This is a genomic window from Pseudidiomarina tainanensis (genome assembly GCF_004214835.1).
Taxonomy (GTDB): domain Bacteria; phylum Pseudomonadota; class Gammaproteobacteria; order Enterobacterales; family Alteromonadaceae; genus Pseudidiomarina; species Pseudidiomarina tainanensis.
Genome location: NZ_PIQJ01000001.1, coordinates 681,719 through 698,455, shown reverse-complemented (window position 1 = coordinate 698,455; position 16,737 = coordinate 681,719). Strand labels below are relative to the sequence as shown.

The 16,737-nt window shown below is 47.4% G+C and carries 18 protein-coding genes and 3 tRNA genes; 10 read left to right on the top strand and 11 right to left on the bottom strand.

The features are described 5' to 3' along the window. Positions 1-94 precede the first annotated feature (94 nt). The 6 genes from CWI82_RS03385 (at position 95) to CWI82_RS03360 (ending at position 3,883) form a co-directional block, all read left to right on the top strand. Positions 95-1,069, top strand: a complete 975-nt coding sequence (locus CWI82_RS03385; protein WP_130202671.1) for a calcium/sodium antiporter — start codon at positions 95-97, stop codon at positions 1,067-1,069. Next, a complete protein-coding gene (locus CWI82_RS03380) occupies positions 1,066-1,512 on the top strand; it encodes a DUF3429 domain-containing protein (protein WP_130202670.1) in 447 nt (148 codons plus the stop codon). Before CWI82_RS03385 ends, CWI82_RS03380 begins: the two co-directional genes overlap by 4 nt. A 169-nt stretch (positions 1,513-1,681) precedes the next feature. Further along, on the top strand, positions 1,682-1,903 hold the full coding sequence (locus CWI82_RS03375) for a bacterioferritin-associated ferredoxin (RefSeq protein ID WP_092855980.1): 222 nt from the start codon (positions 1,682-1,684) through the stop codon (positions 1,901-1,903). 33 nt (positions 1,904-1,936) lie between these two features. Then, positions 1,937-2,410 carry a bacterioferritin gene (gene bfr / locus CWI82_RS03370; RefSeq protein ID WP_092855982.1) on the top strand — a complete coding sequence of 158 codons (474 nt, stop codon included), beginning with the start codon at positions 1,937-1,939 and terminating at the stop codon, positions 2,408-2,410. Positions 2,411-2,419: 9 nt separating this feature from the next. Continuing rightward, positions 2,420-2,893, top strand: coding sequence for a bacterioferritin (gene bfr, locus CWI82_RS03365; protein ID WP_130202669.1), 474 nt, complete (start codon positions 2,420-2,422; stop codon positions 2,891-2,893). 6 nt (positions 2,894-2,899) lie between these two features. Then, positions 2,900-3,883, top strand: coding sequence for a mechanosensitive ion channel family protein (locus CWI82_RS03360; protein WP_092855986.1), 984 nt, complete (start codon positions 2,900-2,902; stop codon positions 3,881-3,883). Between the two features lie 25 nt (positions 3,884-3,908). Here the strand turns inward: CWI82_RS03360 and CWI82_RS03355 are convergent, their stop codons facing one another. Next, on the bottom strand, positions 3,909-5,783 hold the full coding sequence (locus CWI82_RS03355) for a propionyl-CoA synthetase (RefSeq protein ID WP_130202668.1): 1,875 nt from the start codon (positions 5,781-5,783) through the stop codon (positions 3,909-3,911). A gap of 251 nt (positions 5,784-6,034) precedes the next feature. On the opposite strand from CWI82_RS03355, the gene CWI82_RS03350 reads away from it, so the two are divergent. The 4 genes from CWI82_RS03350 to CWI82_RS03335 all read left to right on the top strand — a co-directional run bounded on the left by CWI82_RS03350 (position 6,035) and on the right by CWI82_RS03335 (position 9,769). Further along, a tRNA-Ser gene (locus tag CWI82_RS03350) sits at positions 6,035-6,125 on the top strand. Between the two features lie 386 nt (positions 6,126-6,511). Continuing rightward, a complete protein-coding gene (gene ggt / locus CWI82_RS03345; RefSeq protein ID WP_233340226.1) occupies positions 6,512-8,161 on the top strand; it encodes a gamma-glutamyltransferase in 1,650 nt (549 codons plus the stop codon). Positions 8,162-8,174: 13 nt separating this feature from the next. Then, positions 8,175-8,957 (top strand): ZIP family metal transporter, encoded by a 783-nt coding sequence (locus CWI82_RS03340; protein ID WP_233340184.1) that lies wholly within the window; start codon positions 8,175-8,177, stop codon positions 8,955-8,957. Between the two features lie 2 nt (positions 8,958-8,959). Continuing rightward, the gene (locus tag CWI82_RS03335; protein WP_130202666.1) at positions 8,960-9,769 is read left to right on the top strand and encodes an SDR family oxidoreductase; all 810 of its coding nucleotides are present in this window, start codon (positions 8,960-8,962) and stop codon (positions 9,767-9,769) included. Positions 9,770-9,854: 85 nt separating this feature from the next. Here CWI82_RS03335 and nadA read toward each other — a convergent pair whose 3' ends face one another. The 10 genes from nadA to ybgC all read right to left on the bottom strand — a co-directional run bounded on the left by nadA (position 9,855) and on the right by ybgC (position 16,497). Then, positions 9,855-10,901 carry a quinolinate synthase NadA gene (gene nadA, locus CWI82_RS03330; protein WP_165383870.1) on the bottom strand — a complete coding sequence of 349 codons (1,047 nt, stop codon included), beginning with the start codon at positions 10,899-10,901 and terminating at the stop codon, positions 9,855-9,857. Between the two features lie 72 nt (positions 10,902-10,973). After that, positions 10,974-11,049, bottom strand: a tRNA-Lys gene (locus CWI82_RS03325). Positions 11,050-11,078: 29 nt separating this feature from the next. Beyond that, positions 11,079-11,154 (bottom strand) — tRNA-Lys (locus CWI82_RS03320). A gap of 139 nt (positions 11,155-11,293) precedes the next feature. After that, on the bottom strand, positions 11,294-12,037 hold the full coding sequence (gene ybgF, locus CWI82_RS03315) for a tol-pal system protein YbgF (protein WP_130202665.1): 744 nt from the start codon (positions 12,035-12,037) through the stop codon (positions 11,294-11,296). A gap of 18 nt (positions 12,038-12,055) precedes the next feature. Further along, positions 12,056-12,595 (bottom strand): peptidoglycan-associated lipoprotein Pal, encoded by a 540-nt coding sequence (gene pal, locus CWI82_RS03310; protein WP_130202664.1) that lies wholly within the window; start codon positions 12,593-12,595, stop codon positions 12,056-12,058. Between the two features lie 54 nt (positions 12,596-12,649). Next, the gene (gene tolB, locus CWI82_RS03305; RefSeq protein WP_165383901.1) at positions 12,650-14,002 is read right to left on the bottom strand and encodes a Tol-Pal system beta propeller repeat protein TolB; all 1,353 of its coding nucleotides are present in this window, start codon (positions 14,000-14,002) and stop codon (positions 12,650-12,652) included. Between the two features lie 15 nt (positions 14,003-14,017). Continuing rightward, positions 14,018-14,944, bottom strand: coding sequence for a cell envelope integrity protein TolA (tolA, locus tag CWI82_RS03300; protein ID WP_233340183.1), 927 nt, complete (start codon positions 14,942-14,944; stop codon positions 14,018-14,020). Then, positions 14,944-15,378, bottom strand: a complete 435-nt coding sequence (gene tolR, locus CWI82_RS03295) for a protein TolR (RefSeq protein ID WP_092856002.1) — start codon at positions 15,376-15,378, stop codon at positions 14,944-14,946. The genes tolA and tolR overlap by 1 nt, the downstream gene beginning before the upstream one ends. Next, positions 15,375-16,070, bottom strand: coding sequence for a protein TolQ (gene tolQ / locus CWI82_RS03290; RefSeq protein WP_092856004.1), 696 nt, complete (start codon positions 16,068-16,070; stop codon positions 15,375-15,377). The genes tolR and tolQ overlap by 4 nt, the downstream gene beginning before the upstream one ends. Next, the gene (gene ybgC / locus CWI82_RS03285; RefSeq protein WP_143434072.1) at positions 16,060-16,497 is read right to left on the bottom strand and encodes a tol-pal system-associated acyl-CoA thioesterase; all 438 of its coding nucleotides are present in this window, start codon (positions 16,495-16,497) and stop codon (positions 16,060-16,062) included. Before ybgC ends, tolQ begins: the two co-directional genes overlap by 11 nt. Between the last annotated feature and the right edge of the window lie 240 nt (positions 16,498-16,737).

Below are 16,737 nucleotides of genomic sequence, written 5' to 3'. Positions count from 1 at the left end.
AGCTACATTCAGTCTAGACTGTTCAAGCCTGCATTCACAAGCACTACTAATTCACGTTAAAATATTGACCAACTAAAAAACACCAAGGAATTCTATGTTACTCGCTATTGCTGCCATTATTGTTGGTTTAGCTTTATTAGTATGGAGCGCCGACCGATTTGTCGATGGTGCTGCTGCAACAGCAAATCATTTAGGTATGCCAGCCCTACTCATTGGTATGGTGATTATCGGCTTTGGTACATCAGCACCAGAAATGGTGGTTTCTGCGTTGGCGTCAATGCAAGGCAATCCCGGTTTAGCATTAGGTAATGCCTATGGTTCCAACATCACGAATATTGCACTTATTCTGGGTATTACAGCGCTTTTAGCGCCAATTGCTGTGGCCAGTCAGGTATTAAAACGTGAAGCACCGATGCTGATTACCATCACATTGCTAGCCGCATGGCCACTCATTGATGGCGTCATCACCACTCTTGAAGCCTGGGTGTTACTTGCAATTTTCGCCAGCTATCTGGGCTGGAGTATTTATCAAGGTATGACCGGTAGCACAGATACCTTAAGTGACGACTTTGATAAAGAAATTAAAGAAGCCACGATGCCAATTGGACGCGCCGTCACTTGGTTAATCATTGGATTGATCTTATTAATTATCAGTTCGCGTATTTTAGTCTGGGGTGCTGTCGATATTGCCACCGCACTAGGAGTTAGCGATTTAGTTATCGGTTTAACCGTGGTTGCTGTTGGTACCTCGTTACCAGAGTTAGCATCAGCCATTGCTGCGGTACGCAAAAACGAACACGACCTCGCGTTAGGTAACGTGATTGGCTCAAACATGTTCAATACCTTAGCCGTAGTGGGGATTGCCGGCGCCATCACGCCTATTTCACTCGAACCACTGGTTTTGAGTCGTGATTGGTTAATGATGACAGTGTTAACGTTCATGTTATTGATTTTCGCGTTTCGCCCGAACAGCCGTCCGAACCGAATCAATCGCGTACATGGTGGTATTTTTGTGGCCTGCTATGTTGGTTACACCATTTACGTATTACAAACAGGATTTATCGCATGAATTTGATCTCACAATATACGGCACAACGCCTTGGTTTCGCCGGACTTGTTCCGTTTATTGTGCTAACGCTCATGGCATTGCTCGACTTCAACGGCGAGCTCGCCATCAGCCTATTTATTCTATACAGCGCCATTATCTTCAGTTTCCTCGGTGGCATTCACTGGGGACTCTGTATGGTTGATGCTGACAGCGATCACCGCCGCAGCCTGCAATGGAGCATGGTGCCTTCTGTTACCGGTTTCGCCGTACTAATCGCAACACAGCTACCAATATGCCGCGACTCAACCCTCGCGTTTCTTGCCGTCTTGGCCCTACTTCATCTATTTTGGTTAAACTACGAACGCCGCAAGCTGAGCACACATTCGTGGTATTTGGAGTTGCGCGGTCGATTAACGTTCACGGTGGTGGCACTGCACGTCATCCTCCTGATCATCAGCCTCTGAAAAGCGAAAGCGATATTAGATATTGGATATTAGATATTAGCGCCGATGTATCGGGTATTTATCTTTTCCTAATATCTAATATCCAATAGCAAATATCTTGCCCTTGGTTTTTATTGCGAATCATTCTTGTTTGCGTTATCATTAGCTTCGTAACAGTACGGAGCCAACTATGTACGTATGTCTATGCAAAGGTGTCACTGATAAAACCATTCGTCGCGCAGTCGACGATGGCTTAAACAGTATGCGTGAACTGCGCCAGCAGTATGGCGTCGGCACTCAGTGTGGCTGCTGTACACAGTGCGCGAAAGAAGTTGTCAAAGACGCTGTTGCTGATCGTAATGCACGATTAAAATCAGAAACTTTATTGCCAGTCGAGGTGTGCTACGCTTAAGCTGTTAAAAAATAACAGTTAGGAGTTGTAGTCATGAAAGGCGACAGTAAGGTTTTACAAGAACTTAATCGCATACTCACCCGCAAGCTTACCGCAATAAACCAATACTTTTTACATGCCCGCATGTACAAAAATTGGGGCTTTGGTGAGCTCAATAGTAAAATCTACAAAGCTTCCATTTACGAAATGAAACACGCTGATGACATTATCGAGCGCATTTTGTTTTTAGGTGGCCTCCCTAACCTTCAAGATCTTGGCAAACTATTCATCGGCGAAGATCCGCATGAAATGCTCCAACTCGACCATAAAGTACAAATGGACGACGTGCTTGCCATTCGCGCTGCTATTGCCGTTTGTGAATCGGCACAAGACTACGTTAGCCGAGATGAGCTGACGGAAATTCTTGAGCAACAAGAAGAACATCTTGATTGGTTAGAAACACAACTGGACTTGGTCGATAAAATTAGTTTGGCGAAATATCTGCAAACCAAGTTGGATAGCGAATAAGGAGTTGTCATGAATCTTGATCACCAAGCTATTGTTGAGCAACTGAATAAATTGCTGGCGTACGAGTTGACTTCGATTGATCAGTACACTGCACACTCACGCATATATGAAGATATGGGGTTGGACAAACTTTACGAGCGTATCAATCACGAAGTAGATGACGAACGCGGTCATGCTGATTTACTTATACGCCGTATTCTGTTTTTAGGCGGCCAACCCAATATGAACGGGCGCGAGCCGCACACCATTGCGAACGAGGTACCAACCATGCTGGCGAATGATTTAGAGCTTGAGTACGGTAATGCGCGCACTTTACGCAGTGTGATCAAATTCTGCGAGCAGGCGGGTGATTTTGTCACGCGAGATATGCTCATTAGTATTTTAAAAGATACGGAAGAAGACCATGCGTATTGGTTACGTCAGCAACTCGAACTCATTGAGAAACTGGGTTTAGAGCTGTATTTGCAAGCGCAAATGGGATAACAGCGCATGGAGCAAATTCTTGCTGAAGTGCAACACCTTTTTGGTTGGTTGCAAACCGAGCTGTTTAAGGTAGGCGAAACGTCGATAACTTACGGCTCTATCTTCCGCGTGGTGATGATACTAATCGTCACCTACATTTTTTCACGTATACTCCAAAACGGACTACGACGCATTGCCAGTTATCGGAAATCAATGGCGCAATCGTCGGTTTATGCCCTCACCCGTATCACCCATTATGTGGTGATGGTGGTGGGTGCGCTCATTGCCGTGGCATCCATAGGCATTGATCTGACGAAGTTTGCGATTTTCGCCAGCGCATTAGGTGTCGGTGTTGGTTTCGGTTTACAAAATCTAATCAGCAACTTCACAGCTGGGATTATGTTGCTGTTTGAGAAAACACTCAAAGTTGGTGATTTTGTAGAACTCGAATCAGGCGTAACTGGTGAAGTAAAAGAAATTAATATTCGTAGCACCATCATCACCACCAACGACAACATCGATATTATTGTTCCAAACTCCGAGTTTGTTGCTGGTCGAGTCACCAACTGGACCATGCGCGACACCATTCGACGCATTAAAATTGGATTTGGTGTGGCCTATGGCACCGACAAAGAATTGGTGCGTAAAGCGGTATTAGAGGCTGCTGAGCGTGTGCCGCATACACTAGATGATGGGAGCCATCGCCCACCACAGGTTTGGTTAACGGAATTTGGCGATAGCTCACTCAATTTCGAATTGGTGGTATGGCTAAAACCGGAAGCGGTAAATCGGCCAAGTGCCGTTAAAGCGGCGTTTATGTGGGAAATCCATACCTCGCTCGAAGAATATGACATTGAAATTCCATTCCCACAGCGCGATTTGCATATTCGTAGTTGGAATGACGATGCCAAAGTGCACACCGAAGCTGTCAGCAAACCAAAAGCCAAGAAACAGAACTCACCAGCGAAATCAAAACCGCGACCAGAAAACGATGCGGCCGATGAGCTCTAAGTTATTGCTTAGTTTAAATGAGCGCTTAATTCGCTAAGCGCTCACGAATTTCATCTATGCAGGTTGGGTCATCGATAGTCGATGGCACCACAACTTGTTCGCCGTCGGCTAATTGACGCAATACCCGACGCAGAATTTTCCCCGAACGCGTTTTCGGTAAGCGTGGCACAATCAAGATTCGCTTCAAACACGCCACCGCACCAATTTCATCACGCACCAGTTGCACTAGACGAGCACTGAGCTCTTCATCGCTCGTAGTAACGCCATCTTTGGTGATCACCAAGCCAACTGGCACCTGACCTTTTAAAGAATCCTGTACACCAATCACGGCGCATTCAGCCACCGCCTTGTCTTTAGCCAGAATCTCTTCCATTTCGCCCGTTGATAAGCGATGACCGGCCACATTTATCACGTCGTCGGTTCGGCCCATAATAAATACATAGCCATCGTCGTCTTTATAGCCACCGTCGCCCGTTGAATAAAATCCCTCAAACTCACTTAAATAACCACCGACAAAGCGCTCTTCGTCATTCCAGATTGTCGTCAAACACCCTGGTGGTAACGGCAACTTGATGGCAACTGCACCTTGCTCATTGGGGGCCAGCTCTTGGCCTTTATAATCAACAATACGAACATCGTAACCTGGCAATGGGAGCGTCGCTGAACCTGGTTTGATTGGGTGCTCGGCGATACCTACAGGATTGGCACAGATCGGCCACCCAGACTCTGTTTGCCACCAATGATCATAGACTGGCTTACCGGTAATTTCTGTGGTCCAATCATAAGTCGGCGGATCGAGTCGTTCGCCCGCCATGTAAATCCGTTCCAGCGCAGTTAAATCATATTGTTCAAGTATTTTGCCCTCTGGATCCTCTTTTTTCACCGCTCTAAATGCGGTGGGCGCACTGAATAATACCGTGGCTTTATAATCTGCGCAGACCCGCCAGAACGCACCAGCATCTGGTGTTCTGACCGGTTTCCCTTCATATAAGATCGTCGTCGCGCCCGCCAGTAATGGGCCGTAAACAATGTAGGAATGCCCAACCACCCAGCCGACGTCAGAAGCGGTAAACATCACCTCGCCTGGCTTGATATCGTAAACCGTTTCCATCGAGTAATGCAGCGCCACCGCATAACCACCCGTGTCGCGCACAACGCCCTTGGGTTTGCCGGTAGTACCAGAAGTATAGAGAACATATAACGGATGTGTACTCGGCACCACGGTACATTCAGCTGGCGTTACCTTTGCCACTTCAGCTTGCCAATCAAGGTCACCCGGCTGGTTAAGCTCTGCTTGACACTGCTCACGTTGATAAACAATCACATTGCTAGGCTTATGGCTAGCTTCAGCAATCGCTTTATCCACCATCGGTTTATATGGAATGACGCGATTGACCTCAACACCACATGAGGCTGTCACCACAACTTTAGGTTGCGCATCATCAATTCGAACCGCTAATTCATGCGGCGCAAAGCCACCAAATACTACCGAATGAATCGCCCCCAATCGTGCACATGCCAACATCGCGATGGCCGCCTGCGGGATCATCGGCATATAGATAACCACACGGTCACCTTTTTTAACGTGGTGCTTTTTCAACAATCCAGCAAACAATGCTACCTCATCGCGTAACTCGCGATAGGTAAACTGTTGTTTGGTTTCCGTTACCGGCGAATCATAGATGAGTGCCACTTGATCGCCACGGCCATTATCAACGTGGTAATCAAGCGCCATAAACGAAATATTTAGCTCACCATCAGCAAACCAATCGGCGGTGCCGTTACTTTTTAACTGGCATGCTGTGCTGGGCTCTTTGAACCAATGCAACTGTCCAGCCTGCTTCAACCAAAACGCCTCAGTGCGTTGGAGTGATGATTCGTATTCGCGCGGGTAACTCATGGTGAAAATCCTTATCTACTGCCACTGCTGTCTAATGTAGCGTGTTACCAGCTTTTTCCCATACGACTTAGGTCTGAAGAAGAACAAATACGATACTAGATGTTGGATATTAGATATTAGAAAAGACAAAGGTCCAAAGCATCGGCGCCAATATCTAACATCTAATATCTAATATCTAATATCTAATATCGCTTTTGTTTTTCAACGCTGTTGATTTAAACCAGGGTTTTCCCTATCATACCGCCACTTCAGGAGAGGTGTCCGAGTGGTTGAAGGAGCACGCCTGGAAAGTGTGTATACGCTAACCGCGTATCGAGGGTTCGAATCCCTCTCTCTCCGCCAGATACAAGAGAACCGCCGCAAGGCGGTTTTTTTGTGTCTGGTGGAGAGTGCCGACTTGATGAGAACGCTTAGGGTTCGACCAAACGGCAGGATTGCCGTTTGGCACAGCCGCAAGGCTGCCCGCAGGGCGAGGGCCATGGATGGCCCGAGTGAATCCCTCTCTCTCCGCCAGATACAAGAGAACCGCCGCAAGGCGGTTTTTTTGTGGTCGTTCGGTAATAGGCAGGTTATCTGCGGTTACAAGCATTGCTCATTTGATGCTCAATTCATATAGTGAAATGATACCTCAAGCCAAACCGGAGTATCATTTTATGAAGTATCTGATTCAAAAATCGAAGTTTGCCGCTGCGAGTTGTTTGCTTGCGTTCGGTTGCGGTGCAGCAAGCATGAATGCCATCGCTGCTGACCGCATTACCGGCAAGCACTTTGCTACCCGTTCCGAGGCAATGGCGCCTCATGCCATGGCAGCTACAAGTCAACCCCTCGCAACCCAAGTTGCACTGGACATTATGCAAGCCGGCGGTAATGCCATTGACGCAGCAATTGCTGCGAACGCCCTGCTCGGCCTAGTGGAGCCTACCGGTAACGGGATTGGTGGTGACCTCTTTGCGATTGTTTGGGATGCTGAGGGTAAGCGTTTGCATGGCTTAAACGCGTCGGGTCGTTCACCAAAGTCTCTCACCTTGGACTATTTTTTAGAGAACGGCTATGAATCCATTCCAGCCCGCGGCGTGTTACCGTTGTCAGTGCCGGGCGCGGTCGACGGTTGGTTTGAGTTACATGAAAAGTTTGGCAAGTTGCCAATGGTGCAGGTATTAGCGCCGGCAGTTGAATATGCTGAAAACGGCTTCCCAGTCACTGAAGTTATCGCATATTACTTTGAGCGTAATGCAGAAGTGCTTAAAAATCAGCCAGGTTTCGCTGACGTTTTCATGAAAGGTGGTTTGCCGCCACAAAAAGGCAAAATGTTCAAAAATCCTGACCTTGCCAATACTTATAAGCTCATTGCCAAAGAAGGTCGTGATGCTTTCTACAAAGGCAAAATCGCCAAAACAATCGATGCTTTTGTGAAAAAACATGGTGGATTTTTAAGTTACGAAGATCTAGCAAGTCATACGTCAACTTGGGTCAATCCAGTTTCGACGAATTATCGTGGTTATGACTTGTGGGAGTTACCACCGAATACACAAGGTATCGCTGCCCAGCAAATTTTAAATATCCTAGAAAACTACGATGTCGCGAGCATGGGTTTTGATAGTCCAGAGTACGTGCACCTGTTTGTTGAAGCGAAAAAATTAGCATTTGAAGATCGCGCTAAGTACTACTCTGATCCAGACTTTAACGAAGTACCGGTAGAAGGTCTGCTCGATAAAGATTACGCCAAGCAGCGCGCTAAGCTCATCGATATGAAACGCGCAGGTAAATCCTTTGAACCGGGCAATCCTCCCACCGAAGGCGATACCATTTATCTGACCACAGCGGATGCTGATGGCAATATGGTGTCACTGATTCAAAGTAACTACCGTGGTATGGGGTCGGGTATTACCCCAACTGGTCTCGGATTCGTGATTCAGAACCGCGGTGAGTTATTCGCTCTCGATAAAAATCATCGCAATGTGTTTGAACCAGGCAAACGCCCATTCCACACCATCATTCCGGCATTTGTCACCAAAGACGGTAAGCCCCTCATGAGCTACGGTGTTATGGGCGGTGCTACACAACCGCAAATGCACGCTCAAATTCTCATCAACATGATTGATTTTGGGATGAATCTGCAAGAGGCGGGTGATGCGCCACGTATTTTACATACGGGCTCGAGTCAGCCTACCGGCGAAGTGATGACCGATGGTGGTGTGGTTAGTTTAGAGAACGGTTTCTCTGATCACACGCGCCGCGAACTTATTAAAATGGGTCATACTCTGCAAGAGGCTGTCGGACCTTACGGTGGCTACCAAGCCATTTGGCGTAATCATGAAGAAGGCGTATATTACGGGGCATCTGAAAGTCGCAAAGACGGTCATGCGGCGGGATACTAATATAAGGAATTAAATGATGGAGCTAGTCCTCACGGCGTTACTGGCGAGTACCATTACCGGTGGTTTAACAGCTGTGGGGGCGCTGCCCATTTTAATCGGAAAAAAGCCTTCCGAAGAATTTAACGATACATTACTAGGTTTTGCTGCGGGCGTGATGCTTGCAGCATCTTTTTTCTCGCTGATTATTCCTTCAATCGATATTTCCACACAGATTTATGGCGAAGGCCCATGGCCAGCTGCCATAGCCGTTGTCGGTATCTTGCTGGGCGCACTGACCATTGCGTTATTTGACCGCTTGGTGCCGCATGAGCATTTTATTAGCGGAGTTGAAGGCCGCAGTAACGCCAAAATTGCTGGCGTTTGGCTATTTATCTTCGCTATCGCCATTCATAACTTCCCTGAAGGTCTCGCCGTGGGCGTTGCGTATGGTAGCGGACAGCAGGAAAACGCTTTTTCACTTGCGCTAGGTATTGGGTTACAGAACCTACCGGAAGGGCTGGCTGTTGCCGTTGGTTTAGTAGCCGTAGGCTACAACCGTTTGAAAGCATTTTTGGTTGCCGCTTTAACTGGACTGATTGAGCCGCTTGGTGGTTTATTCGGCGGCGTATTTGTAAATATTTCGGAGCTATTATTACCCTGGGGACTCGTATTTGCCGCCGGTGCCATGCTATTTGTCATTAGTCATGAGATCATCCCCGAAACGCATCGTCACGGGCATCATAGCCGCGCAACATCAGGTTTGATGGTTGGCTTAGTCGTGATGCTATTTCTGGATGTTTGGTTAGGAGCTGTTTAAACATGCCAAAAGTACTTTTGTTAGGTTACGGTGATATTGCGCAGCGCACCGCGCCATTGCTCATCAATGCCGGCTGGACGGTTGTTGGTGCGTGTCGTAATCCATCGACCAAGCCGGTGATTGAAGGCGTTCAGTTGGTAAGCGCCGACGCGAATAGCGAACACGACCTACGGCAGCTACTTGAACATGAGTTTGACGCGATTGTCATCACGCTCACGCCGTCAAATTACAGTCGCGACGGCTATCACCAAGGCTATGTGGTGCCATGTCGTCACTTACAGCATTTGTTGCATCAACTAAGTACGCCGCCACGTGTTTTGTATGTTTCGAGTACTGGTGTATATGGTCAACGTAATGGTGAGCTGGTCGATGAAGCAAGCCCAACCGAACCGGATTCAGATAGTGGTGAAATGCTCCTACAAGCTGAGCGTGTGATACTTGGGAGTCCCGCTGACGTTTCAGTATTACGCTGTTCAGGTATCTACGGACCGGGCCGCGAGCGGATGCAACAGCAGTTGCGAGACGGTACGGCAGTGATTACACCCGCTTGGACGAATCGCATTCATAGTGATGATGTCGCAGGTTTTATTGCCTATTTGCTCACGCATCCAGGGCATCGTGAAGAGATATATATCGTTAGCGACAACGAGCCATTGTTGCAAGAAGAAGCCTATGCTCGTATTGCCCACAAGATCGGCGTGTCAATCGAACAGCTCAAGCGCACGGATAAAGTAGGTCCTCGCGGCAGCAAGCGTCTCAGTAACTCTAGAATGCGGGCCACCGGCTACCACCTGCTTCACCCACACCTCTAACATCTTGATTCGTTACTGGTTATTCGTTTTGTCTTTTTCGAACAACGAACAACCAATAACGAACAACGCTTTTAGCTTTTAGCTTTTAGCCTTTAAACTCAAGCATGCGATTCAACGGCTTTAACGCCCGCTCAGCAAGTGCTTCATCCACATGAATTTCGTGCTTGGCGCCGCCATTTTCGAGCGCTTCAGCGATAGCCACAAGGCCATTCATTGCCATCCAAGGGCAATGAGCGCAGCTACGACAAGTGGCGCCGTTACCGGCTGTAGGGGCTTCAATAAAGTGCTTATTCGGCGACAACTGCTGCATTTTATAGAAAATGCCGCGGTCAGTTGCCACAATAAACGTATCATTCGGTAACTCTTGACTGGCTTTAATCAATTGCGACGTTGAACCAACTGCATCAGCCATCTCAACGACCGATTGCGGTGACTCTGGGTGCACCAAAATAGCTGCATCTGGATAAACCCGTTTTAAGTCTTCCAGCGCTTTGGTTTTAAATTCGTCGTGAACTATACAAGCACCCTGCCACATGATCATATCAGCGCCAGTTTGCTTCTCAATGTAGGCGCCAAGATGCTTATCCGGGCCCCATAAGATTTTTTCACCGTTCGCATCTAAATGATCAACCACTTCCAGCGCAATACTCGAAGTAACCACCCAGTCTGCACGTGCTTTAACAGCTGCCGATGTATTGGCATACACCACTACCGTGCGATCCGGGTGCTCATCGCAGAACTTAGAGAACTCATCGATTGGGCAACCTAAGTCCAACGAACAGGTTGCCTCGAGCGTTGGCATCAATACACGTTTGTTTGGCGTTAAAATTTTGGCGGTTTCGCCCATAAACTTAACCCCAGCTACAATCAGCGTATCTGCTTCATGTTTCGCACCGAACCGCGCCATCTCGAGCGAATCAGCAACGCAACCACCGGTTTCTTCAGCTAATGCTTGAATTTCAGGATCAGTGTAATAATGCGCAACCAGCACAGCATTTTTCTCACGTAATAATTGCTTAATACGTGCGGTGTACTCTGCCTTTTCAGCGCTTGTTAACGTTTTCGGTTTTGGCGGGAAAGGATAATCTAAACTATCAATTACCCGTGCTTGAATTTCTGCAGTAATGCTCATGGTACCACTTCAATGCATTAAAAAAGTTTGATGATTATAAATCAAATTGGGGCACGAAGGGAAAAAATAAAGTGGTGGGTTGTGCAGGATTCGAACCTGCGACCAATTGATTAAAAGTCAACTGCTCTACCAACTGAGCTAACAACCCACTTTAAAACTTTGAAGGGTTGAAGTGATTGGTGGGTTGTGCAGGATTCGAACCTGCGACCAATTGATTAAAAGTCAACTGCTCTACCAACTGAGCTAACAACCCATCACTTCTGTGTTACACACTTATCTGTGGCAACGGCGGCATAGTTTACTTAAAAAGCCGCTCGTTGCAACTGTAAATTGAAGGAATCGGGTGCGTTTGCTCAATTTGCGAACATTTCCCCGATATTTCTACAGGAATTTTACAAATTATCGAGGCGTTTGCGTGCTAAACCAGCTTCTGTGGAGTTCGCATATTCGCTAATAACCTGATTATATAATTCACGTGCTTTGGTTGTATTGTTTTGTTGCTGAGCAATAATGCCCAACTTCAAAATACAATCACCACGTTTGTTACTATCAGGAAAGTCCGTTACGACTGTCGAGAAATGACCTTTGGCCTGATCATATTTGCTTTCCGCAAACAATAACTGACCTAACCAGTAATGGGCATTTGGCACGTAAGTCGAATTCGGATAATTCTGAATAAATGATTCAAAGGCAGGTACTGCGGCATCGTAGCGCTTATCACGAAGAACCAACTGAATGGCTTGTTCATACGCTTCGTTTTCCGACAAATCAGCTGAATACGTCGCAGAGCTTGCAGTATCAACGGCGGTCGTATTGACTGGCGCTTGCTGTGTCTGTGCAGCAGGCTGCGCAGTTAAACGGCGATCAATTTCTTGATAGATTTCGCGTTGACGTTGCAGAATTTGTTCGATTTGGTAAGCGTGTTCTTCGGTTTTACCACGAAGATCGGCAACCTCATCTTGTAATTGAGACATTTGATCTAACAGTGCCATTTGCGCAGCATTACGCGCGTCCATAACACGTTCGAGTTGATTCAGGCGTTCTTCTAACGACCCACTGCCTAACTTAGAAACCGGTGCCTGCGCATGCAGGACACCGGGAATCAGAAAGGCCAATACTAAGATTACTTTTTGCATTGGCTCAACCAGAGTTACTTAGTAAACGAGTACACCGCGGCGGTTTTTCGCGTAGGCGTCATTGTTTGAAGCATTGATTAATGGCTTCTCTTCACCGTAAGAAACAGTGGTAACTTGGCTTGAGCTCACACCCAAGTTTTGCAAGTACTGTGCAACAGCTTTTGCACGACGCTCACCCAAAGCGATGTTGTACTCAGGCGTACCACGCTCGTCACAGTGACCTTCGATAGTTACGGTAACATTTGGGTTTTGAACTAAGAAATCTGCGTGTGCAGCAAGTACTTGTGCATACTCAGATGAAATGCGTGAATCGTCAAATGCGAAGAAAATCATGTTTTCTTGACGCAATTCAGCTACTTTCTCAGCACGAATTTCTTCAGGAGTTTTCTCACGCTCAACAGCGCCAACATCAACACCTGATTGGTCTTGTGTTTGCTCAACTTGCTGGTTCGTTTGCTGGTCAACAGCTTCTTCAGCACCTTGGTTAGAGCTACATGCTGCAAGAGTCAGCATAGGTACTGCAATGAACAGACTTTTTAAGGCTTTGTTTGCGTTCATGTCCGCGTTCCTTTCTTTCATGTAAGTGATTGAACTTGCTTTAATACATTCGTACTAACGTAAAAACGGTGACCACGACGGTGATTTTACTTCACCTTCTCGCGCAGGTAAACGCGCTTTAAATCGTCCATCGACCGATACCAGCGCCAGTACTTGCTGGTTATTATGGGTGGTGCTGTAAATCACCATACTACCATTCGGTGCCAAACTTGGCGACTCATCCAAAGCAGTTTGCGTTAATACCTGCATCGTGCCATTCGGATAATCCTGACGGGCAATATGATAGTTACCTTGTGTACGGTTAACCATAATCACTTGCTTACCGTCTGGGGAATACGTTCCGCCCAAGTTTTGCTCGCCTTCAAATGTTAATCGGCGAACCTGGCCTGAACTTAAATTTACGCTATAAAGTTGTGGTCTGCCACCCCTTTCTGACGTAAAAATCAGCGAGTTACCATCTGGTGACCAAGCTGGTTCAGTATCTATTGCGTGATGGTTTGTCACTCGGCGAACACGCTTCGTGGCAATATCCATCACGTACAACTCTGGGTTACCATCTTTCGATAACACCATTGCTAAACTCTTGCCATCTGGCGAGAACACTGGGCTACTGTTAATACCCGGAAACTGTGTCATCCGCTCTCGACTACGAGTATAGATGTCCTGAATAAAAATCTCAGGTTTTTTGTTCTCAAAGCTGACGTAAGCCAACTTGTTGCCATCCGGCGACCATGATGGTGACATCAACGGCTCAGGGCTACGTAATAACACTCGTTCGTTAAAACCATCGTAATCGGCAACTACTAGCTCATATGGCTTATCTAATTGATGATTAACTGTAACATACGCTATACGCGTCATAAACGCACCGCGCTGACCGGTTAAGGTTTCGTAAAAGATATCTGAGATACGATGTGAATACTGACGGAACTGATCACCAGAAATAACGCTCGAGCGTGCATCTAAAATATGATCTTCTGAAGTTACCAATTGCCCATTACGCAACACTTGTGTGCCGCTAGTAATTTGGCCACGTAAAATATCAACAATTTCAAAAGAGACGGTATAACGGTCTAGCGAGTGCGGCGCAATGGTTCCCACCAACACCGCTTCAACGCCTAAACTAGCCCACTCGGTATAGTCGATATCAGCCGAGCTTGACGGTTGCTGCGGCATGCCGTTTACCGGAATTGGATTAAACTTACCGCTGCGCATTAAGTCAGCCGCCACCACTTCTGTAAGACCTTGTGGCTTTGGTCCATTGCCTAACCACTTAAACGGTACCACCGCAATTGGGCGTGCCGAGTCAATACCGCCGGTAATGACAATTTCAAGTGAGGCTTTGGCCGGCTGGCTGGAAAACAGCAGGCTAGCCGCGGTTACAACACAAATGAGCAGTTTTTTCATCATAAGCTTCTTCATTTAATCCGCGATAAATGGGAATGTAATATTTTTCATCTGTTCGTACACTTCAGGGTCTTGCGACACTGGCAGTGTACCAATTTTCAATATGGCACGACGGGCTGACTCACAAACAGCACGGTCGCCTTGTCCCTCGCTAACAGAGGTAACAAAGCCGCTGCGCGACAGCGTGATGTTCAAACGACACTCTTTGCCACGCATCGAGTCATCGACAATCCAGTTGCGCTGTACCACATTTTTTATAAGTGCCGTGTAGCGATCAAGTTCGCTCTGGACTTGCTGGCGTCGCGCTGCCGCTCGTGCCTGCGCTTCACGCGCTAACTCTTCTTGCAACTGTCTCTCACGCTCAGCACGCTCACGCGCCTCTTGCTCACGACGTTTACGTTCTTCTTCAGCTTTACGAGCTTCTTCCTCTTTGCGCTTGCGCTCAGCTTCGGCTTTCGCCGCCGCGGCTTCTTCACGTTTGCGACGCTCAGCTGCCGCGGCGGCTGCTTTTTCGGCTTCTTCACGTTCCTTCTTCGCCGCAGCCTTCTCTTGTTCTAAACGACGACGCTCGGCTTCTTGTTGCTTTTGCAACTCACGCAAGCGTTGCTGCTCTGCTTCACGCGCTTTACGCGCTTCTTCAGCACGACGTTCCAACTCTGCTTGACGGCGTTGCTCAGCCAGCTCCGTTTGACGCTCGCGTTCGCGAATCTCGTTCACCCGCTTCTCAACAGCTGCCTGATCAACCGTCACCGCTTGCACAATTTCTTGGTTATCCGGCTGCGGCGCATTTGGCGACGAAAGCTCGACTTGTAGCGGCTTGTCAAACGGCATCTGAAAGTGCATGCCAAAAATCATCAACCCAACGACAGCGACATGCACCAACAATGACAGCACCAAAGGCACTGTCCAATCACTAGGCCATGACCAACTCTTCTTTGCCACTACTCACCACCTGCCGAGTTATCTGTCATCAAACCAACCTGAGGCACACCCGCTTTCTGCAACAGTACCATGAGCTGCACAACTTGATTATACTGCACCGAGCCATCGCCTTTAACCACTACTGGACGTCCAGGGCTCACCTGCAACTCGGCTTGCACTGCAACCGCTAAATCGACAACATCAATCGCCGCATTAGGATCGTTGCTCGTGCTTAAATAATAATTACCATCTTTATCTACCGAGGCAACAATCGGCGGCTTGCTCTCAGGGTCCAATGGTTCCGCAGACGCCTTCGGCAAATCAACCTTCACCCCTTGCGTAATCAGGGGCGCTGTAACCATAAAGATAATGAGCAGTACCAACATGACATCAATGTAGGGTACCACGTTGATTTCCGACACCTGTTTGCGGCGTCGACGTGTCACCGTCATCATGCCGCCGCACCTGCTTTCGCTTGCGAGCCCTGACGCTGCAGAATCGCCATCAGTTCATCCATAAAGTTCACGTACTGATTATCTACTTTTTCAACACGATAACTAAATCGGTTATACGCAATAACGGCCGGGATTGCTGCGAATAGACCCATTGCTGTCGCAATCAAAGCCTCTGCAATACCTGGCGCCACCATGGCTAAGGTAGCTTGCTGAACTGCACCTAAGCCAATAAACGCATTCATAATACCCCATACCGTACCAAACAAACCGACATAAGGGCTAATCGAACCAATCGTTGCTAAAAACGACAAATTGCTTTCCAAACTGTCGAGCTCGCGTGAGTGCACAACGCGCATTGCTCGATACGATGCATCGAGCATCTGTTGCTGGCTAAGCGATTCATTTTTGCGAAGTCGCGCAAACTCTTTAAAGCCAGCATGAAAAATCTTTTCCATACCAGAGGCGTTTTGGGCACGCGCAGATACTTCTTGAAACAACCGTGCTAAGTCAACGCCCGACCAAAACCGATCTTCGAAACTTAATGCCTGTTGTGTCGCAGTTTTAATGACTTTGGCACGCTGGAATATCATCATCCAGCCGACCACAGAGAACGCCAACAGCAACAACATAACGAGCTGGACAACAATACTTGCTTCTAAAATCAGCGCAGTTATCGACAATTCAGTTTGCACGTTTTAACACCTCAAAAATTTCCGCTGGCATTGGTACCGCTCGCACGGCTTCACCAGGCTCTCCTAAATTCACACAAGCCGCTTTAATTTGCGCCTGACACAACAGCGTTCCGTCAGTTCGCAGGACTTGTTGCGCAAAAATTACTGACGCCTTTCCGAGGCGTTCGACCACAACAGTGACCGTCAGTTCATCATTAAATCGCGCGGGCAGTAGCAAATCCAGTTGCACCTGTCGCACGACAAAACCAATACGATGTTGCAGCCAAGTATCTTGCTCAATCCCTAACGAGCGTAACCATTCTGTTCGGGCACGCTCAAGGAATTTGAGATAGTTCGCATAATAAACGATACCGCCAGCATCTGTATCTTCGTAATAGACCCGAATCGGCCATTCAAATGTTAAGTTGCTCAATTTTACACCAGACATTTTTTTATCTTAGCGATCTGACCAATTTTTACAAAACCCTTAAGATTCGAGCCTTATTTTGGTCTGACCAATTTTAGTTAGCGCATTTTTTAACCAGGTATTTTTACTTCGCATTAGTAAATTTTATGTGAAACACAATTTTTCTCGTTTGAATGCTGGTCAGTCCTCCGTATAATACGCTTCAGATATCAGATACGAAGAGACCGGTTGTCACTTCTTCCTGTTATTGTTCCCTGGATT